Source organism: Phytohabitans kaempferiae, from assembly GCF_042433955.1.
In the GTDB taxonomy this organism is placed as follows: domain Bacteria; phylum Actinomycetota; class Actinomycetes; order Mycobacteriales; family Micromonosporaceae; genus Phytohabitans; species Phytohabitans kaempferiae.
Genome location: NZ_JBHLUH010000074.1, coordinates 14,371 through 36,191, shown reverse-complemented (window position 1 = coordinate 36,191; position 21,821 = coordinate 14,371). Strand labels below are relative to the sequence as shown.

Sequence of the window (21,821 nt, the reverse complement as noted above, 5' to 3'; positions counted from 1 at the left end):
ACCATCAAAACCAGTAGGCCAGGAGCCCCGCGGCCGCAAGCTAGTGAGGAGTCAGCGTGAGCCGGCCAGGGTTTGTTCTAGAGGTGGACGAACGGACGCCCGCCCTGCTGATGCACGAGGGCGAGGGGTTCCGCCTGGAGAAGCTGCCGCTGGGCAGCCGGGTGATCTACCCGCCGGAGTCGCTGCCCGGTCTGCGCGACGTCGACGGCGAGATCCGCCGCGCGCTCGACAACCCGCTGGGCCGCGAGCCGCTGCGCGAGCTGCTCTTCGCCGGCATGAAGCTGACGATCGTCTTCGACGACCTGTCGATCCCGCTGCCGCCGATGCGCACGCCCGACATCCGCCAGCGGGTGATCGAGCAGGTGCTGGAGCTGGCCGCGGCCAAGGGCGTCGACGACGTCGAGCTGATCGCCGGCAACGCGTTGCACCGCCGCATGACGCCCGCCGAGCTCAAGCGCACGGTCGGCGAGCGGGTCTACCGCTCCTTCTTCCCCCGCCACCTGCGCAACCACGACGCCGAGGACAAGGCCAACCTCACCGAGATCGGCCACACCAAGCACGGCGAGGTCGTCGAGATCAACCGCCGCGCGGCCGAGAGCGACCTCATCGTGTACGTCAACATCTCGCTCACCGCCATGAGCGGCGGCCCGAAGTCGGTGTCGGTCGGGCTCGCGTCGTACCGCAGCCTCAAGCACCACCACAACGTGCACACGCTGCGGCACTCGCGCTCGTTCAACGACCCGCCCAACTCCGCCATGCACCACTCGTACGACCGCATGGCCGGGCTGCTCGGCGACAACCTCAAGATCTTCCAGATCGAGACGACGGTCAACAACGACACGTTCCCCACGCAGCTCGGCTTCCTCAACAAGCGCGAATGGGAGTGGACGCTCAAGGACCAGGCGGCCTACCTGGCGGTCAAGCGGGCCAACGACCTCGCCCCGCCCAAGCGCCGCCGGCAGATCTGGCACAAGACCGCCTCGCCGTACGGCATCACCTCGGTCACCGCGGGCGACCCGATCCAGGTGCACGAGGTCACGATGCGCAACGTGCTCCGCCAGCAACTGACCGAAGTGGACGGTCCGGCGGACATCGGCATCTGGGGCCTGCCGTACATCTGCCCCTACAACGTCAACTCCATCATGAACCCGATCCTGGTGATGTCGCTCGGGCTCGGCTACTTCTTCAACCTGTACCGCAACCAGCCGATCGTCCGCCCCGGCGGCGTGGCGATCTACTACCACCCGGTGCGCAACGAGTTCCATCCGGTGCACCACCCCAGCTACATCGACTTCTTCGAAGAGGTGCTCGCCGAGACCACCGACCCGGTGGCGATCGAGACCAAGTTCGAGGAGCAGTTCGCCACCGACCCGTGGTACATCCACCTGTACCGCAACAGCTACGCCTACCACGGCGTGCACCCGCTCTACATGTGGTACTGGGGCGCGCACGCGCTGGAGCACCTCGGCGACGTCATCTTCGTCGGCGGCGACCGCAAGACCACCGCGCGCATGGGCTTCCGCTCGGCGTCCACACTGGACGACGCGCTGGAGATGGCCCGCGAGCGCGTGGGCGGCTCGCCGACGATCAACTACCTGCACGCCCCGCCGCTGACGATGGCGGACGTACGGTGAGGGGGTCCTCCTCGTGGGTCTGATGAAGGACATCCGGAGCCTCACCGGCGGGCGCGACTGGCGCGGGCGTTCCCGGACGCCCCGCTCGGCGGTCGCGCACGAGCCGCCGGAGCCGCCCCGCGAGTTCCCCACCGGCTGGGCGCGCACGCAGGCGGCGCAGGCCGCACGGCGGGCCATCCAGCGGGGCGTGCTCACCCCGCTGACCTGGAGCCAGACCCGCCCGGAGGTCCAGGGCGCCGACCGCCTGGCCGGCCTCAAGGGCCCGGTGGTCTTCGTGGCCAACCACAGCAGCCACCTGGACACGCCGCTGATCCTCGGCTCGCTCCCGCGTCACCTGGGCGAGCGGGTCGCGGTGGGCGCCGCCGCCGACTACTTCTTCGACGCTCGCATCCGCGCGGTGGTGACGGCGCTGGTGTTCAACGCGTTCCCGGTCGAACGCCACCGCTCGCGGCGCCTGCGCAGCCTCGCGCCGCTGCTCCTGGCGCGCGGCTGGAGCCTGCTGCTCTTCCCCGAGGGCACGCGCAGCGAAGACGGCTGGATGTCCCCGCTCCGGCTCGGCGCCGCCCACCTCTGCGTCACCCAGGGCGTACCGATGGTGCCGATCGGCCTGCGCGGCACCTACGCCGCCATGCCCCGCGGCCGCAACTGGCCCGTGCCCGGCCGCGCCCGCGTGGTCGTCCGCTACGGCATGCCGCTGCACCCCCAGGCGGGCGAGGGCGCGCGCGCCTTCAACGGCCGCATGGCCAGCTCGATCTCCCAGCTCTGGGCCGAGGAGGAGCTGGGCTGGTACGGCTCGCTGCGCGCCCAGGCCAAGGGCGAGCTGGCGCTCCCGACCGGCAAGCAGTTCCCGGCCGGCTCGTGGCGCCGCACCTGGGAGTCGACCCGGCCGCTGGGCAGCCGCGCCCCGAGACCCACCTGGGACGAATAGCTCCCACCGCCCGCCCAGCTCGAAAGCGCTGGGCGGGCGCCGTCGTCGCGCGGCTTCGTGTGTGATGTGACCGCCGTGCGGGAGCGTGGCGGTCTGGAGTGGCGCTGCGCTGGCACGATGCTCCTGTGATCATGTACCCCTGCCCGGCGTGTGGCGCGCCGGCCGACCTCGACACCGGCTGCCGCGCCTGCGGCCGGGCGCCCGACCCCCAGGCCGCCGAGGTGGTGCGTCTCAACGCGGAGCTGGCGGCCCTGGCGCCGAAGGTCGAGGAGGCGCGGCGGGCGTTCGCGGCGCTGGCGGCCCGCTTCGGCGAGACCCAGCGACGCCGCGACGACCTGGCGGTCCGCGTCCGGCAGGCGGTCTTCGCGACCCGCGGCCCGATCGTGGGGCAGCCGCCCTTCGCGCCCGGCCAGCCCGGACCGGCCGCCCCGCCGTCACCGCCGGCCACGCCGGGACAGCCGGTCGTGCCGGGGCCGCGCGGGCCGGGCGGGCCGGGCGCGCCGGCCGGGCCGGGACCCGAGGCACGCTCCGCCACCGTGCAGAACCTCCTCTTCGTACTCGGTGGTCTGCTCGTCGGGGCGGCGGCGATCGTCTTCGCCGGCGTCGCCTGGGCCACCTACGGCGCGGTCGGCCGCTCGCTGGGTCTGGGGGCGGTGACGCTGCTCGCGCTCGCCGTACCCCCGCTGGCCGTGTGGCGCGGGCTGCGCGGCACGGCCGAGACGTTCGCGGCGCTCGCGATGCTGCTGGTGGTGCTCGACGGATACGCCGCCTGGTACGTCAACCTCTTCGGCCTCGGCGACGTCCCCGGCCCCGCCTACGCGGCCGGCGTGTGCGCGGTGACCGGGGCGATCGGCGTCGCGTACGGCCTCGCCACCGGCCTCGCCGCTCCCCGCTTCGCCGCGCTCGTGGCGGTGCAGCCGGTGGTGCCGCTGCTCGCCGGCGAGCTGGGGGCGGGCGTGCGGGGCTGGTCGGTGGCGTTCACCGTGTCGGCGGTGGCGAGCCTGGCCGCGGTACGCCTCACCACCGGCGGGCTGCGCGTGACCGCGTGGGCACTGTACGGCTGCGCGCAGGGGCTCGCCGCCGTCGTCGCGCTCGCCGCGCTCCTCACGCCGGGACGCGTGGACTGGCCGGCACTGGCCGGCGGGCCGGCGCTGCTCGCCGCCGGGACGCTGGTCGCCGCCGGGCTGGTCGCCGGGTCGCGTCCACTTCGGACGGTGGCGGCGGCGGTGGCCACGGTGGCGGTGGGGAGCGCCGTCGTACGTCCCCTCGCGCAGACCACCCCCTCGCTGCTCCTCGTCCTCGCCGCGGTCACCGTGCTCGCGCTCGTGGTCGGCGCCCACCTCGTGCGCTCCCGCCCGCAGCCGGAGGCGCTCGGCGTGTGGATCGGCGGGATCGCGGCGGTCGCGCTGCTGACTCCGTTCACCCTCGTGATGGCCGCCGCGAACGCGGTCGGCAGCTTCGCCGCCTCGCTGCCGGTGTGGCGGGGCGGCTCGGGCACCGGAGCGCCGTTCGACTGGCAGGTACCGGTGGCGGTGGCCCTCGCCACCGCGGCGCTCGCGCTCGCCCTCCCGGCCCGCGCCCGGTGGGCGGTGGGCGTGGCCGGCGGGGCGGTGGCCCTGCTCGGGCTGCCGGCCCCGTGGTGGACGCAGGTGCCGCTGGAGCTGGCGGTCGTGGCCGCGCTCGCGCTGGTGGTGTCCCGCTTCGTACCGGTGGCCGCCGGCATCGCCGCCGCCGTGCTCGCGACCCACGCGGTGGCCGTGAGCCTCGTCGACCCGTGGGCGGCCACGGCCGCGCTCGGCGCGCTCGTCCTCACCGGCGCGGCGGCCCACGCGGGCGGCGCGGAGGGGGTCGTGCGGCGGGTCACGTTCGCGGTGGGGCTCACCGCCTGGCCGGCCGCCGCCGCGTGCGCGGTATTCGCGGCCGGCGCGCCGCAACCGTGGCCGGCCCGGACCGGCCTCGCCGCCGCCGCGCCGCTGCTGGTTCCGGTCGCCCTCCTCGCCGGGCGGGCCACGCGGGGGTACGCGCTCGCCGCCCTCGCCGCGGCCACCACCGTCGCCACCCTCTGGCCGGACCTGGCCGATTCTGGCGATCCGACTGGGCTCTACCCGGCGCTGGGGCTGGTGGTGCTGGCGGTCGCGTACCGGCTGGCGCGCCCCGCCGGCCGCCTCCCGCTGGGCATCGCCACGCTGCCGCACGGGCTGGCCCTGCTCGTGGTGGTGGTGCCGCTGGCGTACGTGCTCTTCCTCGCGCCGTACGCGTGGCTCGGCGACACCTGGTCCGGCACGCCGGACGGCGTGGGGCACGACCCGGGGGCCGACCTCGGCGTACCGGGGGGCAGCGCGGCCGCCGTCCTCCTCGTCGCGGTGGCGTTCGCCGTGGTCGGGCAGCGCGTCGCCACCACGCTCGCCGGGCTGGTCGGCGTGGTCGCGCTCCTCGCCGCCGCCGAGGCGCCCTGGCCCACCGTCCCGGCCGCCTCGCTCGCGCTGGGCACGGCACTGACCCTGGTGTACGCCCTGCGCGGCGCCCGCCCCCTCGCCGTGGTCGCCGGCATCCTCGCCGCCGCCGCGGGCCTCGCCGGCCTGCTGCCGACGGAGGCGTCCACGCTCGCCGGCCTGGGCCTGGTCGTCGTCGCCGGTGCGACCGTGGGCGCCGCGGCCCGGCACGCCGGCGCCCGCACCGCCGGCTGGCTGGTCGCGGCGGGCGCGGGCGGCTGGCTCGGCGTGGCGTCGACCCTCGCGGCCGGGCTGCCGCTGGGACGCGCCGCGTATCCGGTGCTCGGCGTAGCCGCGCTGGCACTCGCGCTCTCCGCGCTCCTCCGCCTTCGTCCGGGGACCGCTGCCGCTGAGGGCGTTGTTTTGGGAGCCGGCGCCGCCGAGGGCGGCGCACCGGCGGCCGGCGTGGCGCGGGGCGCGCCCTTCCCCGGTGCCGCTGCCGCGCCGGTGGCCGAGGGGGCGCGGGGGTCGGGCCGGCGCGGCGAACGGGTCGCGCTCGACGCCGCCGCCCACGCCACCGCGGTCGTCGCGCTGCTGCTGACCATCACCGACGCCCGGCACGCCGCCGCGGTCTGCACGCTGTGGGCCGCCGCCCTCGCCGTGCGGGCCGTCGCGCCCCGCGAGACCGCCCGGCGCACGCTCGCCCTGGTCGCCGGGGCGAGCGTCGTGCTCGCGTGGTGGCTGCTGCTCGCCGAGGAGCGGGTCGCGGTCCCCGAGGCGTACACGCTGCCGGCCGCCCTCCTGGCCCTCGTCGCCGGCCACCTCGCGCTGCGGGCACGGCCGGGGATCGGCAGCTGGGTCGGCTACGGGTCGGGCCTCGCGGTCGCGCTGCTGCCCAGCCTCGCCTCGATCCTCGCCGCCGACGGGCAGGGAACGCGCCGGCTGCTGCTCGGCGCCGGCGCGCTCGCCGTCGTGCTGGTCGGCGCCCGCCAGCGGCGCCAGGCCCCGCTCATCGTCGGCGGCGTGACGCTCGTCGTGGTCGCGATCCACGAGATCCTCGTGTGGGACGTGCTGCCCCGCTGGGCGTACCTCGCGGTGGGCGGCCTGCTGCTGATCGGGGTCGCGATGACGTACGAGCGGCGGCTCCGCGACCTGCGGCGGCTCCGCGGGGCGCTCGCCCGCATGACCTGAGCCACGCCCCCACCAGCGGCACGTAACAGCAATTTCCCTGATGTTGCTGCCTCGTCCCCGGCCGGAGGCAGCAACATCAGGGAAATTGTCGAGATCTTGGCAGGGCCCCAAGACTCCGGCGCCTCTCGAAGCGGATCGGGCTCCGGCGGTCGCCTCCTTCGCGGGCCGCGGCCTCGACCGCCGCCGTCGCCGGCAGCGGGCACCGCCGCGCGGAGACGGACGGGCGCTGCGCGTCCGCGGCGACTTCTTGACCCCAGAGAGCCTGTTGCAAAAATGGCCTGATCGCGGAACGTGTTGAGAAAAACACGGCTGTGTCGGCCGCTGGCCGCCGAACGGCGGCCAGCGAGGGTCAAGGCGACCCTCGCCTCGCTCGAATTTGGCGATTCTGCAACAGGCTCCAGAGGGTCAACTTCTCGCCATGCACGGGTTCCCCCCTCCAGGGAACACCTGGGCGTCCGCCAACCGGACGCGGAGCCGTTCCCTCTGGGAAAGCAAAGCAAGCCCAGCCCGACACCGACGCGCTCCCGTCCCGGGCGTGCGGCGGCTCGCCGTGGAGTCCGGCTACGGCCGGAACGCCGGTCAGGGAGCGGACCGGGGCGCCGGGACCAGTGCCCGCCGCCGCCGGCGCCGCCACCACGCCTCGCCCACCACCGCCGCCAGCAGCAGCGCGGCGGTCGCGAGCGTGACCCAGCGGCCGAGGGCCTGGCCGCGCGGCGCGTACGTGAACCGGACCGTGTGCGTCCCCGCCGGCACCGCCACCGCGGCCAGCCCGTGGTCGGCGCGGACCAGCTCGGCCGCCGCGCCGTCGACGGTGACCCGCCACGTGGGCTGGATCGCGTCGGCCAGCACCAGGTAGCCGGCGCCCCGCGCCTCGACCGCGACCTCCATGTCGTCGAAGCCGTCCGCGACCCACCGCACCCGCGCCGGCGCGCCGTCCGCCGCCGGACCGGCCCGGTCGAGCAGCACCTCGTCCGGGGCGACGGTGCCGGCGGCGAGGCGGGCCAGGCGGCGTTCACCGGAGGGCTCGACGGTGGCGTGCGCGGCCCACCGCACGCGCGGCAGCGCCCGGGTCCGTTCGTAGATCACGGACGAGTCGTCGAAGACGAGGCGGAGGCCGTCGTCCGCCGTGCCCACGACGGAGAGTGCCGGCGCTCCCCCGCGCGCGGCGACCTCCAGCGCCGGGCCGTCGCGCACCGTGATCTCCGCGGTGAGCGGGCCACGCGCGGCTTCGGCCGCGAGCGGCACGAAGAAGGGCCTTCCCGCGGTGATGCCGCGGTCATAGCGGCCGGCCTCCGCGACAACGGCCTCGTCCGCACCACGGACCACCACGTCGATTCTGGTACGGCGGGTCGGTGTGATCCCCTCGGCGACCGGTGTGACGCCGAGGGCGCGCAGCGGGCCGCCGCCCGGCACCGGCACGGTCACCGTCTGCCCGGGGCGCAGCGACACGGTGCCCCCGTCGCCCTCGTCGACCCGCCGCGGCCCGTACGGCACGCGCTCGGGCGGGGTCACGTAGTGGCTGACGCTCACCCGGTCGAGGATGGGGCTGGTGGGCGGCTCTCCGTCGAGCGGCTCGGTGCGCAGGTAGGTGGCCGGCTTGGGCGGCGGGCTGAACTGCTGGCCGGGCATCGCCTCCAGCAGCTCGGCGAAGCGTCTGTCCACAAAGGAGTGCCCGTGCAGCGCGCGCAGCTTGTACTGCATGTGGATGCCACCGAAGAGCGCGTTGTTGCTGCCGAACCACCGCTCGTGTCCCAGGTGCCCGGCCAGGTACGTGTGCACGTCGGTCACCGGGTAGAAGTTCTCCCGCTCGGTGCGCGGGTAGTACGGCCGTACCCAAACGAGCGCCTGGACCGCGACGAGCATCGGGATCGCCGCGGCGATCACCACGCGGAGCGCCGGCCGGCGCGGCCCCCACCACAGCGCGGCGGCGCAGCCGAGCGTGACCACGGCGAACGCCAGCCCCAGCAGCACCTCGGCGTCGAGCTGGGCCAGGCGGTCGGCGGCGCGACCCGCGTCGGCGGTGGCGACGCCCCGGCCGAGCAGGTAGACCGCCACGCCACCAGCCGCGACCGCCGCCCACACCGCGGCCGCGTAGATCCGGCCGGCGCGGGCGGGGGCGGAACGGCGGTGGCGCACCAGCAGTTCGAAGCCGGCCGCCGCGAGCACCGCGACGAGGAAGCCGAGCACGCTGCGGACCCGTTCGACCGAGTTGTCGGAGAAGAGGTACGGCAGCCTCTGGAGCAGCCACAGGGGCGGGCCGCCGGCGAAGGCCACCACGCCCCAGAAGAGCGTCGCGGCGACGAAGAAGGCCCACGTGGCCCGGGGCAGCAGCGCGCGGGCCGGGCGGGCGAGCGCGATCGCGGCGATGGCGAGCACCAGCACGGCCGCGCCGACGTACGAGACCTCCTCCAGGAAGATCCGCACGTGGTAGTAAGTCGGCGGGCTGGCCGGGTCGACGGTGCCGAAGGCGTACGGCGCGATCGTGGTGAGCAGCAGCTCCGGCGGGATGTGCAGGTCGGGCGTCTGCTCCCGGCCGCGCACCAGCACCGTCGACATCACGCTGGTCCACGGCAGCAGCTGCGCGGCCACGAGCGCGACCCCGGCGAGCACGCCTCCGGCGCCGGCGACCATCGTGGCGCTGATCCGGCGCATCGCCGGCCCGTGCTCGGCGAAGGCGCGCACGGTCAGGTAGGCCGCGCCGGTGAGCACCGCGTAACCGGTGACCGCCGGGAAGCCGCCGAGCAGCAGCGCCGCCACCACCAGCGCGAGCAGCGCCAGCTCGCGGGCGCGGGGATGCCGCACCAGGCGTTCGAACGCCCAGAAGAGCGCCGGGATGAACGCGGCGACCCGGGACTGCGGCCAGTTGGTCCAGACCACCATGAAGGCGCTGGTGGCGTACGCGAGGCCGCCCAGCAGCGCCGCCGCCCGGCCGAGCCGCAGCAGCCGGAGGAAGAGGTACGCCCCGCCGACCGCGACGAGGATCTCCAGCAGCTTGACGAACGCGGGCGCCAGCCACGCCGGCAGGAACCAGAACGGCAGCGCCACCGGCGAGTTGAGCCCCTGGTTGGGCGTACCGCCGAGCGGGGTGCCGCCGAGCACGTACGGGTTCCACGACGGGTACTCGCCGTCGCGTACCGCCTCGCCGAAGAGCCACGCGTTGGGGATCGCGCCGTCGACGGTGTCACCGAGATCGAGCGTCTGCTGGCCGATGTCCCGCAGCTGCCCGTCGTTGTAGGGGCTGACGTGGTTGAGCAGGCCGGTCTCGACCAGCGCGGTGCGGCCCCAGAGCGGCGAGCCGATGCCGAGCACCGCGAACGCGGCGATTGCCACCACCACCGCGCAGACGAGCGGGTCGGGCAGCCGGCGCGGCCAGCGCGGCCCCTTGGCCGGCGGGCGCGTCGTGCGGTCGGTGGCCGCATCGGCGGAGGTGATCGCGGTGCTCATCTGGCCGGGGACCGTACCACGGCCGGCTCATGGATCACACACGCGCGGCCCGCGGGCTATCGCGGGGTCGCCAGGGGCGCGCCGGTGGCGGGCGGGCCGCCGCCGTCGGGAGTGGGGCTGGCCTGCGGCGCCTCGCTCTGGCTCGGCTCCGGCTCGTCCGGCGAGGTGGTCGGTTCGCTGGGCTGGCTCGGTTCGCCGGTCGGCTCCGGCTCGCCGGTCGGCTGCTCGGGCGTGGTCGGGGCGGCGCTCGGCGTGCCCGCGTCGGTGCCCCGAGGCCGGTCCGGCTGCTCCTGCTGGACAGGGCGGGAGGTGCCGGCCGAGGCGGTCGGGACGGGCGAGGTGGAGGTGATCCCGTCCGCCGGCGGCGTACCCCCGTCCGGCAGCAGGAAGAAGAGCGCCACCAGCACCAGCAGCCCGGCGGCGGCGAGCACGCCGGCGATGGCCGCGCCCCGGCGTCCCCGGCCGCCCACGGCCGGGAGGTCAGCGGTGTCCCCGGGCAAGGCACCGGGTCGCGGGGGCGCCGGCACCACCGCGACGCTGGCGCCGTTGACCCGCCGCGTGGCGGGGCTGACCGGCACCGTCGCGTCGAGGTCGCCGGCCGCCATCTCCGCCGTCGAGTCCGGCCCGCCGGCGCCGACCGCGGAGAGGGCCGCCGCGGCCAGGGAGGCTCCGCCGCGGTACCGGTCGGCCGGGTTCTTCTCCAGCGCCCGCAGCACCACCGCGCGCACCGCCTGCGGTACGTCCTCGGGCAGGTCGGGCGGGGGCTCGTCCAGGTGCGCCATCGCGACCGCGACCGGGTTGTCCCCCGGAAACGGCGGTTGCCCGGCCAGCGCGTGGTACGCGACCGCGCCGAGGGCGTACACATCGGTGGCGGGCGACAGCGGCTGCCGCCGCGCCTGCTCGGGCGCCATGTAGAGGGCGGTGCCGAGGACGCCCGCGTTGGTACCGGTGACGGTGGTGGCCGCGGTCGAACGGGCCACGCCGAAGTCGAGCAGCATCACGCTGCCGTCCGGGCGGATCAGCAGGTTGCTCGGCTTGACGTCGCGGTGGATGATGCCGCCTTCGTGCACCGCGTCGAGCGCGCGGGCCGCCTCGGCCACGATCCGCATCGCCTCCGCCGCCGGCAACCGCTCCTCCCGGGCCAGGCGGGCGGAGAGGGGCTCACCGTCGACGTACTCCATGACCAGGTAGGTGGCGCGGTCCCCCTCGGGCAGCTCGCAGTCGCCCCGGTCGTACACCTGGACCACGCCGGGATGCCGTACGGCCGCGAGCATCCGCGACTCGGCGAGGAAGCGCGCGCCGAAGCCGGGGTCGGCCGAGAGGCTGGGCAGCAGCACCTTGACCGCGACGGTGCGGCCGAGCGCGAGGTCGGTGGCCCGCCACACGTCGCCCATCCCACCGGTGGCGACGCGTTCCTCGAGGCGGTATCGGTCGTCAAGGGACACTCCGGAACGCAGCACGGTCCTACCCGTACCCCAATCAGCCCTCGTCCATCCACAAGAAGTGACGCTCCCCTCCACATGCGGCTCGACTCCTCCTTGACAAGGCCTTGACGCGCGGGCGGCACGTTTGAGGCAGGAGGCACCAACCCCCGAGGAGGACGCATGAGGATGAGGACCTGGGCGCGGGCCGCGGTGTGCGTGGCTTCGGCCGCGCTGCTGGTGGCCGCGACCGCGGTGCCGGCCGGTGCCACCGGCCGCGACCGCACCCCGCCGACGACGCCGGGCAACCTGCGGGTCACCGCCGTCACGCCGACCAGCATCTCGCTGGCCTGGGACGCGTCGACCGACAGCGGCGGGCTCAACGCGTACATCGTGTACCAGTCGTCCGCCATCGGCACCTACGGCATCTACCAATCCCCCTCGTCCACGACCGCGACGGACAACATCGGCGTGCGGGGATACACGAAGACGTACTGGATCGTCGCGGAGGACCGGGCCGGCAACGTCTCGGCGCAGAGCAACCGGGTCACCGCGACGACCACACCGGACACGTCGCCGCCGACCGCCCCCACGGTCACCGTCACCGGCGTCACCGAATCGACCGTCGGACTCTCCTGGACGGCGTCCACCGACGACGCCACCACGCCCACCTACCGGATCTTCGTGAACGGCGCGCCGGCCCAGTTCATCACCCCGATGGCCGCGCCCGGCACGCGGACGACCTCGGTCCGCCACCTCACGCCGGGCACCGCGTACACGTTCACCGTGCGGGCGGCCGACGCGGCGGGCAACCTGTCGCCGCCGAGCAACGCGGTGGCCGCCACCACGCTCCCGAGTGCCGACACGTCCCCGCCGAGCACGCCCGGCGCGGCGCGCGTCACCGGTGACATGGGATGCGGGCTCTTCCTGCACTGGGACGCCTCGTCGGACAACGTCGAGCCGGCCTCGTCGATCGAGTACGAGGTCTTCGTCAACGGCGGGGTGCAGCAGATCTTCGTCGGCGTGACGAGCGGCTTCGTCTACCACTCGAACGTCAATGGGCTGAACACGTTCGCCGTGCGGGCGGTCGACCGGGCCGGCAACAGCTCGCCGCTCAGCAACACCGTCACCAGCCCGTTCCAGGAGTGCTGAGGCCGGTGTAGGCGCGGCGGCTCAGGCCCCGCGCCACCGCTCCGGGTCGGCGAGCAGCTCGTTCATCGACCCGGAGCGGAACGGCTCGACCGCCACCTCCGCCCCATCGAAGCCGGCCGCCCGGATCGCCGCGTGCAGGGCCGCGTCGCCGCGCGCGGTGTCGACGAGGTGCGGGTCCACCTCCAGGCGGGCGGTCGCGCCGAGGTCCCGTACCCGGACATTATGGACGTGATGGGCGGCGAGCAACCGGCGCGCGGCGGCCTCGGCGCGCTCGACCCGGGCCAGCCGGGCGGGCGTGATGGCGACCCCGTACGCCACGCGGCTGGACAGGCACGCCGCCGCCGGCTTGTCCGCGGTCCGCAGGTCCCACGCCCGGGCCAGCGCCCGGACGGCGGCCTTGTCCAGGCCGAGATCGGCCAGCGGGGTACGCGCGCCGCGCTCGGCCGCCGCGCGGATGCCGGGGCGGAAGCCGGCGGCGACGTCGGAGGCGTTGGTGCCGGTGGCCACCGCGTCGAACCCGTGCTCGGCCGCCACCTGCCGGGCCGTGTCGAGCAGCGTGCTCTTGCAGAAGTAGCAGCGGCGCGGCCCGTTTTCCCGGTAGCCGGCGACCTCCATCTCGCGCGTCTCGACCGCGTGGTGCGGCACGCCCAGGCGCGCGCAGAACTCGGCCGCCTCGGCCACCTCCGCGCCTGGCACCGCGGGCGACACCGCCGTGACGGCCGCCACCCCGCCCGGACCCAGCGCCCGCGCCGCGGCGGCCAGGACCACGCTGGAGTCGACGCCGCCGGAGAACGCCACCAGCGTCCGGCCGTATCCTGCGATTTCGGTGACCAGACGGTCGGCCGTGTAGGGGGGCAGCATGACTGAACGGTACCCAAGCGGGAGCGGCGCGGAGATCGCGGATCTCGGTTTCGCCCGCCTCGACCTGCAGCGCGTCGAGCGCACTGGCGACCCGGAGGTGGTGTTCGGGCGAGGCAAGACGCCGTCGCAGGTGGTGGCGGCGCTGCGCGCGCTGCACGAGGCGCATCCGGAGGGGGCCGTGCTCGCCACCCGCCTCGACGACGACGCGGTCGCCCTCGTCCGCGCCGAGCTGCCCGACGCCGACCTGGACGAGGTGGGGCGCACGGCGGTGCTCGGCAAGCCACGCCCGCCCCACGGCCGCGTCGCGGTGGTCGGCGCCGGCACGGCCGACCTGCCGGTGGTCCGCGAGTGCGTGACGACCGTGAGCGTCTTCGGGGCCGAGCCCGACATGGTCCTCGACGTGGGCGTCGCCGGCCTGCACCGACTGCTGGCGCAGCGCGACCGCATCGACTCGGCCGACGCCGTCGTCGCGGTGGCCGGCATGGAGGCCGCCCTCCCCTCGGTCATCGGCGGCCTCACCGGCGCGCCGCTGATCGCGGTGCCGACAAGCATCGGATACGGCTGGCACCTCGACGGCCTCACCGCCTGGCTCGCCACGCTCAACAGCTGCGCGCCCGGCGTCCTCACGGTCAACGTGGACAACGGTTTCGGCGCGGGGGTCGCGGCGGCCCGCATCGCCCGGCGGTCGCGGTGACGCGCGCGCTCTGGGTCGACGCGGGCAACGGCGCGGCGGGCGACATGCTCCTCGCCGCCCTGCTCGACGCCGGCGCCTCGCTCGACACCGTACGCGCGGGGCTGGACCGCCTCGGCCTCCCGCTCACCGTCGACGTCACACAGGTGCGGCGCCACGGCTTCCGCGCCGCCCACGTGCTGGTGCGCGCTCCCGAGTCGCACGTCCACCGTGGACTGTCCGATGTGCTCGCCATTCTGGCCCGCCTCGCCGGCCCGGCGCGCGACTTCGCGGTGGCCACCTTCACGCGACTCGCCGAGTCGGAGGCGCGCGTACACGGGTCCACCGTGGACGAGGTGCACTTCCACGAGGTCGGCGCCCTCGACGCGATCGCCGACGTGGCCGGCTGCGCGCTCGCCCTGCACGACCTCGCCCTCCTCGGCGACGCCATGCGGGTCGTCTCCCCGGTGGCGGTCGGCTCCGGCACCGTACGCTCGGCGCACGGCCCCCTCCCCGTGCCCGCCCCCGCCGTCGCCGACCTCCTGACCACCGCGGGCGCCCCGCTCGCCGCCCACCGCGCGACGATGGAGCTCTGCACGCCCACCGGCGCCGCCCTGCTGGTCACGCTCGCCACCGCGTGGGGCCCACCGCCGGCCATGACCCCCACCTCGGTCGGTGTCGGCGCCGGTACGGCCGACCCGCCGGGCCACGCCAACGTGCTCCGCGTGCTGGTCGGCACCGGGGCATCCACATTGGACGGAGCGGAGGAGGCCGACCTCGTGCAGGTCGAGGCCACCGTCGACGACCTCGACCCCCGCGTCTGGCCCGACCTGCTGGAGGAGCTGCGCGCGGTCGGCGCCGCGGACGCCTGGTGCGTGCCGGCCCTGATGCGCAAAGGGCGCCCCGGCCAGGTGCTCACCGTGCTGGTCGACGCGGCCCGCGTCGACCTGGTCTGCCGCACCGTCTTCGCCCAGACCACGACGCTCGGCCTGCGCCTCCATCCGGTGCGCCGCCGTGCCCTCCGCCGCGACACGCTGGCGGTCACCGTCGCCGGCCACGAGATCCGCGTCAAACGCGGCTTCCTCGGCGACGCCCCCGTCACCGTCCAGCCCGAGTACGACGACGCGGCGGCCGCCGCCCGCGCCTCGGGTATCCCGGTGGCCCACATCCTCGACGCGGCCCGCGCCCAGGCCCTTCCCCCGCCCGAGCTGTAGGGAAGCGGAGCTGAGCCGCGGGACGCGGATGGGGCCGCGCGGTCGCGCGCGGCCCCACCACGTGGAGAGCTAGTAGCCGTACCGTGACTTCAGGTGCCGCCACCAGTCCCGGAACATCCACCGGTCGAAGTCGGTGATGGTGCTGGAGCTGCCCGCCTTCATGATGAAGCCGCCCACGCCGGACGGCGTCCAGTCGTAGAAGTCGTCCAGGCCGTAGGTGTGCCCGATCTCGTGCAGCAGGATCGTCATGCTCGCCGCGTTGCGGTTGTTGACGAAGTACTCCCGGCCCATCCGCTGGCCCCAGTCACCGCCGGCGCCGCCACCGAAGCCGTCGGTCAGCCACAGCGAGTGGTCGTAGTGGCGCGACGCGCCGCCCGGGCAGTTGGGGTAGTTGCCGCTCTGGTTGAAGAAGCGGCCACACGGCTCCGAGCACTGTGGAGCGTTTTCCCGGATGTTGTTGACGTAGATGTCCACCGAGTTGTCCGTCCACTGTAGCTGCGCCCGGTCACGAACGGCCCAGCCGACGACGCGCACCGGCACGTCGTTGTACGGCCAGCCGTTGTGGCCCACCATCACGTCCATCCACTGCTTGTACTGCCGGGCCAGCGCCGCGTGGATCTCGTCCCGCAGTTGTGCCGTCACCGTGGCGGACGAGTCCCACCGCACGCAGTAGTTGATGTACCCACGGTTGGCCATGATCTGGTCCCAGCCGTAGTTGCGGAACGCGTACAGGTTGCCGTTGTTGTACGTCTGCTCCTGGTGCGTCCACACCTGGTTCAGCGGATTGACCAGGTTGGACGGTGGGTTCCATCCGCTGCTGGGCGGCGGAGTGGTCGGCGGCGGTGCCGTGGTGGGCGGGGGCGTCGTCGGCGGCCGCGTGGTGGGCGGCGCGGTCGTCGGCGCCACCGAACCGGTGCACACGACACCGTTCAGCGAGAACGAGCCGGGGTTGGTGTTCGTGGTGCTGAACTGGCCGTTGAAGCCGAACGACGCGGTGCCGTTGGTGGCCAGCGAACCGTTCCAGCTCACGTTGGTGGCGGTGACCGCGGCGCCGGACTGGGTCACCGAGGCGTTCCACGCCTGCGCCACCGACTGGCCCGACGGGAACGACCAGGTGAGCCGCCATCCGTTCACGGGATCGCCGAGGTTGGTGATGCCGATGTTGGCGGTGAAGCCGCCGTTCCACTGGGACGTGACGGAGTAGTTCACCCGGCAGGCCACCGCCGCTTCGGCGGCCGTCGCCACCAGGAAGCCCCCCGCTAGCGACGCCACGACGGCGCCGGACGTCAGGACTGCACGTCTCATCATGCTCCTTCGCATGGTTGTGCGACCTCGCCCGGCGACCGCGACATAGTTTGGTGTCCATACATAATTACCGGGTGATATCGTGCCGTCAACGATCGGAGTAAATATGTTTAGATCTCGATGGTTGGCGGTCGCCGCGACAGTGGCTGTCGTGGCGCCGTTGGCCGCGGCGGCACCTGCTCAGGCCGCCGTACCCCTCGACCAGATAACCGTCACCACCACGCAGGTGGCCTTCGGCCTGCAACGTCCCACCGCCATCGCGGGCATCGACGCCGGCCGGCTGCTCATCACCGAGAAGCTCGGCACCGTACGCCTCTACGACCCCACCACCGGGCTCGCCACCGCCCCCGTCCTCGACATCGGCCCGAAGGTCGACATCTCCGGCAACGAGCGCGGCCTCCTCGGCATCGCGCCGGCGCCCGACTTCGCCACCAGCCAGACGGTGTACGTGGCGTACACCGCGCTCCCCGAGGGTGCGCTGACCCTCTCCCGGGTCCGCCTCGGCGACGCCGCGAGCGAGCAGGTGATCCTGACCCAGCCGCACGCCGAGTTCTCCAACCACAACGGCGGCCAGGTCGCGTTCGGCGGCGACGGCTACCTGTACTGGAGCCTCGGCGACGGCGGCGCGGCCGACGACGTGCTCGCCAGCGGGCAAAACCTCGGCACGCTGCTCGGCAAGATCCTGCGCCTCGACGTGAGCCGCACCTGCGGCGCGCAGGCGTACTGCGTACCCTCGGACAACCCCTTCGTGGGACGCGCCGGCGCCCGTCCGGAGATCTGGAGCTGGGGCCTGCGCAACCCGTGGCGCTTCTCCTTCGACACCGGGCCGGGCGGCGACGACTCGCTCTGGATCGCGGACGTCGGGCAGGGCACCTGGGAGGAGGTCAACCACCTCGGCGCGACCCAGGGCGGCGCCAACCTCGGCTGGTCCTGCCGCGAGGGCCGCGTGGTCTTCAACGCGGAGCGGTGCCTCGCCGGCGAGACGTACGTCGACCCGGCACACGTCCACCAGACCTCGCTCGAGGGCTGCGCGGTGATCGGCGGCTTCGTCTACCGGGGCAGCCAGTACGCGGACATCGCCGGCGGCACCTACTTCGCCACCGACTACTGCTCGGCGTCGGTGTGGGCGATCCGTGGGGCGCCCGGCGGCGCGCACCAGAGCGTCAAGGTCTCGACGCTCGACATCGTGCAGCCGACCAGCCTCGGCGTCGACTCCCACGGCGAGTTCTACCTCGTCAACGACCTGCCGGGCCAGCTGCACAAGCTGTCGTTCGGCCGGGTCGCGCCGCCGGTCGCGTGCCGGGTCGCGTACACCACGCAGGTCTGGGGCACCGGCTTCCAGGCCACGGTCCGGGTCACCAACACCGGCACCGAGCCGGTCAACGGCTGGACGGTCGGCTGGACGTTCCCCGGTACGCAGCGGGTCGGCAGCGCCTGGAACTCCAGCATCACCCAGAGTGGCACCACGGTCTCGGCCCGCAACGCGAACTGGAACGGCGCGATCGCCCCGGGCGCGACCGTGGAGTTCGGCTTCCTGGGTACGCCGGGCGGCGCGCAGCCGGCACCGACCTCGTTCACCCTCAACGGCAGTCCCTGCGGGTAGGGGGCAGCCGGTGGCCGGACCTAGGTCCCGGGTCCGGCCACCACGCTCCCCCGTACGTGGCGGGCGCCCCGCGCGGGGTGCCCGCCACGGTCTCAGGCCCCGGCCGCGTCCAGCCGGGCGAGCTGCGCCGCGTCGAGCTTGACGTCGAGGGCTGGCAGCGCCGCCTCGAACTGCTCGACCGTGCGCGACCCGAGCAGCGTCACCATCGCCGGGTCGGTCTGGTGCAGGAGCCAGGCGATCACGAGCTGGTTGGGCGTGACGCCCAGCTCGCCGGCCAGCTCGGTGAGCACCGCCAGGCGGGCCTCGGCGTCCGGCCCCTCGTACGCGGTCATGATGCCGTGCCCGCGCCGCTTCTCCGGGTCGTCGTAGACGCCCTTGAGGATCGGCGTGTACGCGACGAGCGTGACCTCGGGATTGGCCCGCAGGAAGTCCATCTGCTCGTCGTCCACGATGGACGAGTGCGACAGCCCGGCCCGGCGGCGCAGGTAGCTGTGCTGCTGCTGGAGCGCGACCGGCGCCGGCCAGCCGTTGCGCTCGGCCACCTGCCGCACGCGCTCGAGCCGCCAGGTGCGCACGTTGGACCAGCCGATGTGGCGCGCCTTGCCGGACTTGACGATCTCGGCGAGGACGTCGAGCGTCTCCTCGATCGGCGTGCTCCGGTCGTCGACGTGCACGTAGTACAGGTCGACGTGGTCGGTGCCGAGCCGCTTGAGGCTGCCGTCGATCGCCTTGCGCAGCGTGTCGCCGCCGGCCCCCGCGTACTCCTTGCTGAACACCTCCCACGGCGCGCCGCGCACCTGCTCCGCCCGCTCCACCCAGGCGCTCCCCTTCGTGGCCAGGAAGACGTCGTCGCGGCGCCCGCGCTTGGCGAGCCACCGGCCCAGCAGCGCCTCGCTCTCGCCGCCCCGGTTGCCGGGGCCGGGCCACCACGCGTAGCAGTCGGCCGTGTCGACGAAGCTGCCGCCGGCGCCGAGGTAGCGGTCGAGGATCTCGAACGAGTCGGCCTCGTTCGTGAGCGTCCCCATGAGCATGGCGCCGAGGGCGAGCCGGCTGACCCGCTCGCCCGTGTTTCCGAGTGCAACGGTATCCATGGCGACGACCGTAGGAGTTCGAGCGCGCGCGAAGTCAAAGGCGAAACTCAGAGCGCGCGGCGCAGCCAGTCCTCCACGCCCGCGACGTGCACGGTCGCCCAGGATCGGGCCAGCTCGGGCTGGCGGGAGGCGATCGCGTCGAGGATGGCGGCGTGCTGCTCGCGGGTCTTCGCGACCGCGCCTTCCTGGGTCAGGCCGCGCCAGATCCGGGCCCGCGTGGTGGGGCCGGAGAGGCTGTCGATCAGCGAGCAGAGCACGCCGTTGCCGGAGCCGGCCGCGATCCGGCGGTGAAACTCCAGGTCGTTGGCGACCAGCGCGTCGAGGCTGGGATCGTCGCCGAGCCCGGCGAGCACGGCGCGCAGCCCGTCGACCTCGTCGTCGCCGCGGCGCACCGCCGACCGGTCGAGGTAACCGGGGTCGCTCTCCCCCTGCACCTGCGACCGGATGCCGGCCAGCCGGTCGCCGCCGGGCAGGGCGCGGTAGCCGGCGATGGTGTCGGCGAGCGCGGGATCCTCCGGGTCGGCCCAGGCGACCACGCCGGCGACGAGCGGGGACTCCGTCGCGTACCCGAGCAGCAGCTCCGCCTCGCCAGTGTCACAGCGGCCGCCCTCCACGAGCACGGTGCGGAGCACGCCGCTCCCCTCGACCGCCGCGGCCAGGTCGGCGGGGCCGAACGTGCGCCGGATCGGGGCCAGCTCGGGCGCGTCCAGCCAGGCGTACCCCTGTCCGGCGCCCCACAGGTGGTGGTGCGCGTCGACGATCACGGCGTGCCTCCCGGTACGGGCGCGTCCGGCCGGAGCAGCCCTTCGGCGACCAGGTCGGCCCACAGCTCCTTGGGCGGCGGCTCGGCCGCGGCGAGCGCGGCGTTGCGGCGTACCTGGTCGGGGTCCTGGGCGCCGACCACGACGGAGGTGACGGCCGGATGCGCGGCGGCGAACGCGAGCGCGGCGGCCGGCAGCGACGTGCCGTGCCGGGCGCAGGTGGCGGCGAGCGCGCGGGCCCGGTCGAGCACGGCGGGCGGGGCGGCGCCGTACTCGTAGGGCAGCCCCGCGTGCGGCCGCTCCTCGGCGAGCAGCCCGCTGTTGAAGACGCCGGCCACGACCGCCCGCACGCCCCGGCGCTCGCACTCCGGCAGCAGCTCGTCGAGGGCGGGCTGTTCGAGCAGCGTGTACCGGCCGGCGATCATCACGAGGTCGACGTCGGTGTCGCGGGCGAAGCGGTGCAGCACGTCCCAGCGCTTGCTGCCGACGCCGATCGCCCGCACCACGCCCTGCGCGCGCAGCTCGTGCAGCGCCGGGTACGCCTCGGCCACCGCCGCCGCCATGTGCTCCTCGGGGTCGTGCAGGAGCACCACGTCGACCCGCTCCAGGCCCAGGCGGGCGAGGCTCTCGTCCAGCGAGCGGCGTACCCCGTCGGCACTGAGGTCCCAGACCCGGCGGTGGTCGGCGGGCACCGCGAAGCCCTCGGTGTCGCGGCGGCCGGCCCCCGCCGGGTCCGGCTCCAGCCGGCGCCCCACCTTGGTGCTGAGCACGTACCCGGCCCGGGGGTACGCGCGCAGCGCGGCGCCGAGCCGGCGCTCGGAGAGGCCGAGCCCGTAGTGCGGCGCGGTGTCGAAGTAGCGGACCCCGGCGTCCCAGGCGGCGGCGACGGTGGCCGCGGCCGTGCCGTCGTCGACCTCCCGGTAGAGGTTGCCGAGCTGGGCGCAGCCCAGGCCCAGCGCGCCGAGCGTCAGCTCCATGCGGTCCTCCGATGTCTGTGGTCACCGCACGGTCGCGGCGGCTCAGGGCTGGCGCAGCCGCAGGCCGTGCATGCCGCCGTCGACGGCGAGGACCGAGCCGGTGGTCGAGCCGGCGAGCGGGCTGGCGAGGTACGCGATCGCGGCGGCCACCTCGTCGGCGCTGACGAGCCGGCCGGTGGGCTGCCGGGCCTGGAGCGCGGCGAGCTCCGCACCGGGGTCGGCGGCGGTGTCGAGCAGGCGGCGTATCCACGGCGTGTCGACCGTGCCGGGGTTGACGCAGTTGACCCGGATGCCCTCGCGCACGTGGTCGGCGGCCATCGCCAGGGTCAGCGACCGCACGGCGCCCTTGCTCGCGCTGTAGAGCGCCCGCGCCGGCAGGCCCGCGGTGGCGGCGATCGAGCAGGTGTTGACGATCGCGGCGTGGCGGGACGCGCGCAGATGCGGCAGCGCGGCCCGGGTCACCCGCACGATGCCCACCACGTTGACGTCGAGCACGCGCAGCCACTCGTCGTCGGGGTTGGTCTCCACCGTGCCCTGCGCGCCGATCCCGGCGTTGTTGACGAGCACGTCGAGGCCGCCCAGCGCGTCCACCGCCGCGGCGACCCCGGCGCGCACCGACGGGTCGTCGCGCACGTCGCAGCCGAATCCCAGCAGCGGCTCGGGAAGCCCGCCGGGCTCGAGGTCGAGGCAGGCCACGCGGGCGCCCCGCGCGGCGAGCAGCCGGGCCGTGGCCAGCCCGATGCCGGACGCGCCGCCGGTGACGAGCGCGCGCAGCCCGTCGAAGTCGCTCACTTCCACATTGGACCGTCCGGAAAGGAGTAGTCGGCCAGTGTCCCCGGCCGCATCGTAGCGCTGAATCCCGGCGCGGTCGGCGCGGCGTACCGGCCGCCGCGCACGACCACCGGGTCGACGAAGTGCTCGTGCAGGTGGTCCACGTACTCGATGACGCGGTCGTCCATGCTCCCGGACACGGCCACGAAGTCGAACATGGACAGATGCTGCACCAGCTCGCACAGGCCGACCCCGCCGGCGTGCGGGCAGACCGGCACGCCGTACTTGGCCGCCAGCAACAGGATCGCCACGTTCTCGTTGACGCCGGCGACCCGGGCCGCGTCGATCTGCACGTACGACACAAGA

General features: G+C 74.7%; 15 protein-coding genes and 1 pseudogene. 7 read left to right on the top strand and 9 right to left on the bottom strand.

Features of this window, described 5'->3' with window-relative positions:
- Positions 1–83 precede the first annotated feature (83 nt).
- From larAH to ACFFIA_RS34205, 3 genes are all read left to right on the top strand, one after another.
- Complete coding sequence (larAH, locus tag ACFFIA_RS34215; RefSeq protein ID WP_377259229.1) at positions 84–1,634, top strand: NPN-dependent hydroxyacid isomerase, LarAH14/15/16 family; 1,551 nt, start codon at positions 84–86, stop codon at positions 1,632–1,634.
- Positions 1,635–1,656: 22 nt separating this feature from the next.
- Positions 1,657–2,562, top strand: a complete 906-nt coding sequence (locus ACFFIA_RS34210; protein WP_377259226.1) for a lysophospholipid acyltransferase family protein — start codon at positions 1,657–1,659, stop codon at positions 2,560–2,562.
- Between the two features lie 131 nt (positions 2,563–2,693).
- The gene (locus ACFFIA_RS34205; protein WP_377259492.1) at positions 2,694–6,185 is read left to right on the top strand and encodes an SCO7613 C-terminal domain-containing membrane protein; all 3,492 of its coding nucleotides are present in this window, start codon (positions 2,694–2,696) and stop codon (positions 6,183–6,185) included.
- Between the two features lie 579 nt (positions 6,186–6,764).
- Here the strand turns inward: ACFFIA_RS34205 and ACFFIA_RS34200 are convergent.
- Positions 6,765–9,629 carry a hypothetical protein gene (locus tag ACFFIA_RS34200; protein WP_377259223.1) on the bottom strand — a complete coding sequence of 955 codons (2,865 nt, stop codon included), beginning with the start codon at positions 9,627–9,629 and terminating at the stop codon, positions 6,765–6,767.
- A 56-nt stretch (positions 9,630–9,685) separates the two neighbouring features.
- Entirely contained in the window at positions 9,686–11,089 is a 1,404-nt protein-coding gene (locus ACFFIA_RS34195; protein ID WP_377259220.1) for a serine/threonine-protein kinase, read from the bottom strand.
- Between the two features lie 144 nt (positions 11,090–11,233).
- Between ACFFIA_RS34195 and ACFFIA_RS34190 the strand changes: the two genes are divergently transcribed.
- Complete coding sequence (locus ACFFIA_RS34190) at positions 11,234–12,202, top strand: fibronectin type III domain-containing protein (protein WP_377259217.1); 969 nt, start codon at positions 11,234–11,236, stop codon at positions 12,200–12,202.
- 21 nt (positions 12,203–12,223) lie between these two features.
- Here the strand turns inward: ACFFIA_RS34190 and larE are convergent, their stop codons facing one another.
- Positions 12,224–13,063, bottom strand: coding sequence for an ATP-dependent sacrificial sulfur transferase LarE (larE, locus tag ACFFIA_RS34185; RefSeq protein WP_377259215.1), 840 nt, complete (start codon positions 13,061–13,063; stop codon positions 12,224–12,226).
- Here larE and larB point away from each other — a divergent pair.
- Positions 13,062–13,757 (top strand): nickel pincer cofactor biosynthesis protein LarB, encoded by a 696-nt coding sequence (gene larB, locus ACFFIA_RS34180; protein WP_377259212.1) that lies wholly within the window; start codon positions 13,062–13,064, stop codon positions 13,755–13,757. The two genes, larE and larB, sit on opposite strands and share 2 nt — an antisense overlap.
- On the top strand, positions 13,754–14,947 hold the full coding sequence (larC, locus tag ACFFIA_RS34175; RefSeq protein ID WP_377259209.1) for a nickel pincer cofactor biosynthesis protein LarC: 1,194 nt from the start codon (positions 13,754–13,756) through the stop codon (positions 14,945–14,947). Before larB ends, larC begins: the two co-directional genes overlap by 4 nt.
- Positions 14,948–15,016: 69 nt before the next feature.
- Here the strand turns inward: larC and ACFFIA_RS34170 are convergent, their stop codons facing one another.
- Complete coding sequence (locus tag ACFFIA_RS34170; protein ID WP_377259206.1) at positions 15,017–16,252, bottom strand: cellulose-binding domain-containing protein; 1,236 nt, start codon at positions 16,250–16,252, stop codon at positions 15,017–15,019.
- Positions 16,253–16,403: 151 nt separating this feature from the next.
- On the opposite strand from ACFFIA_RS34170, the gene ACFFIA_RS34165 reads away from it, so the two are divergent.
- The gene (locus tag ACFFIA_RS34165) at positions 16,404–17,855 is read left to right on the top strand and encodes a PQQ-dependent sugar dehydrogenase (RefSeq protein ID WP_377259203.1); all 1,452 of its coding nucleotides are present in this window, start codon (positions 16,404–16,406) and stop codon (positions 17,853–17,855) included.
- 92 nt (positions 17,856–17,947) lie between these two features.
- Here ACFFIA_RS34165 and ACFFIA_RS34160 read toward each other — a convergent pair whose 3' ends face one another.
- The 5 genes and pseudogenes from ACFFIA_RS34160 to ACFFIA_RS34140 all read right to left on the bottom strand — a co-directional run.
- The gene (locus ACFFIA_RS34160) at positions 17,948–18,946 is read right to left on the bottom strand and encodes an aldo/keto reductase (RefSeq protein WP_377259200.1); all 999 of its coding nucleotides are present in this window, start codon (positions 18,944–18,946) and stop codon (positions 17,948–17,950) included.
- Between the two features lie 47 nt (positions 18,947–18,993).
- Entirely contained in the window at positions 18,994–19,710 is a 717-nt protein-coding gene (locus tag ACFFIA_RS34155) for an FCD domain-containing protein (protein WP_377259198.1), read from the bottom strand.
- Positions 19,707–20,684, bottom strand: a complete 978-nt coding sequence (locus ACFFIA_RS34150) for an aldo/keto reductase (protein ID WP_377259195.1) — start codon at positions 20,682–20,684, stop codon at positions 19,707–19,709. The genes ACFFIA_RS34155 and ACFFIA_RS34150 overlap by 4 nt, the downstream gene beginning before the upstream one ends.
- 42 nt (positions 20,685–20,726) lie before the next feature.
- Positions 20,727–21,476 carry an SDR family NAD(P)-dependent oxidoreductase gene (locus ACFFIA_RS34145; RefSeq protein ID WP_377259192.1) on the bottom strand — a complete coding sequence of 250 codons (750 nt, stop codon included), beginning with the start codon at positions 21,474–21,476 and terminating at the stop codon, positions 20,727–20,729.
- Positions 21,473–21,817, bottom strand: a pseudogene (locus ACFFIA_RS34140) (enolase C-terminal domain-like protein); the annotation flags it as partial. The gene ACFFIA_RS34145 and the pseudogene ACFFIA_RS34140, both read right to left, overlap by 4 nt.
- Positions 21,818–21,821 lie beyond the last annotated feature (4 nt).

Bases quoted from the DNA above. Each gene is read 5' to 3' on its own strand.
- ACFFIA_RS34205 (WP_377259492.1), top strand. From the start codon at position 2,694: ATGTACCCCTGCCCGGCGTGTGGCGCGCCGGCCGACCTCGACACCGGC.
- ACFFIA_RS34200 (WP_377259223.1), bottom strand. From the start codon at position 9,629: ATGAGCACCGCGATCACCTCCGCCGATGCGGCCACCGACCGCACGACG.
- ACFFIA_RS34190 (WP_377259217.1), top strand. From the start codon at position 11,234: ATGAGGATGAGGACCTGGGCGCGGGCCGCGGTGTGCGTGGCTTCGGCC.
- ACFFIA_RS34170 (WP_377259206.1), bottom strand. From the start codon at position 16,252: ATGAGACGTGCAGTCCTGACGTCCGGCGCCGTCGTGGCGTCGCTAGCG.
- ACFFIA_RS34150 (WP_377259195.1), bottom strand. From the start codon at position 20,684: ATGGAGCTGACGCTCGGCGCGCTGGGCCTGGGCTGCGCCCAGCTCGGC.
- ACFFIA_RS34210 (WP_377259226.1), top strand. From the start codon at position 1,657: ATGAAGGACATCCGGAGCCTCACCGGCGGGCGCGACTGGCGCGGGCGT.
- ACFFIA_RS34160 (WP_377259200.1), bottom strand. From the start codon at position 18,946: ATGGATACCGTTGCACTCGGAAACACGGGCGAGCGGGTCAGCCGGCTC.
- larE (WP_377259215.1), bottom strand. From the start codon at position 13,063: ATGCTGCCCCCCTACACGGCCGACCGTCTGGTCACCGAAATCGCAGGA.
- larB (WP_377259212.1), top strand. From the start codon at position 13,062: ATGACTGAACGGTACCCAAGCGGGAGCGGCGCGGAGATCGCGGATCTC.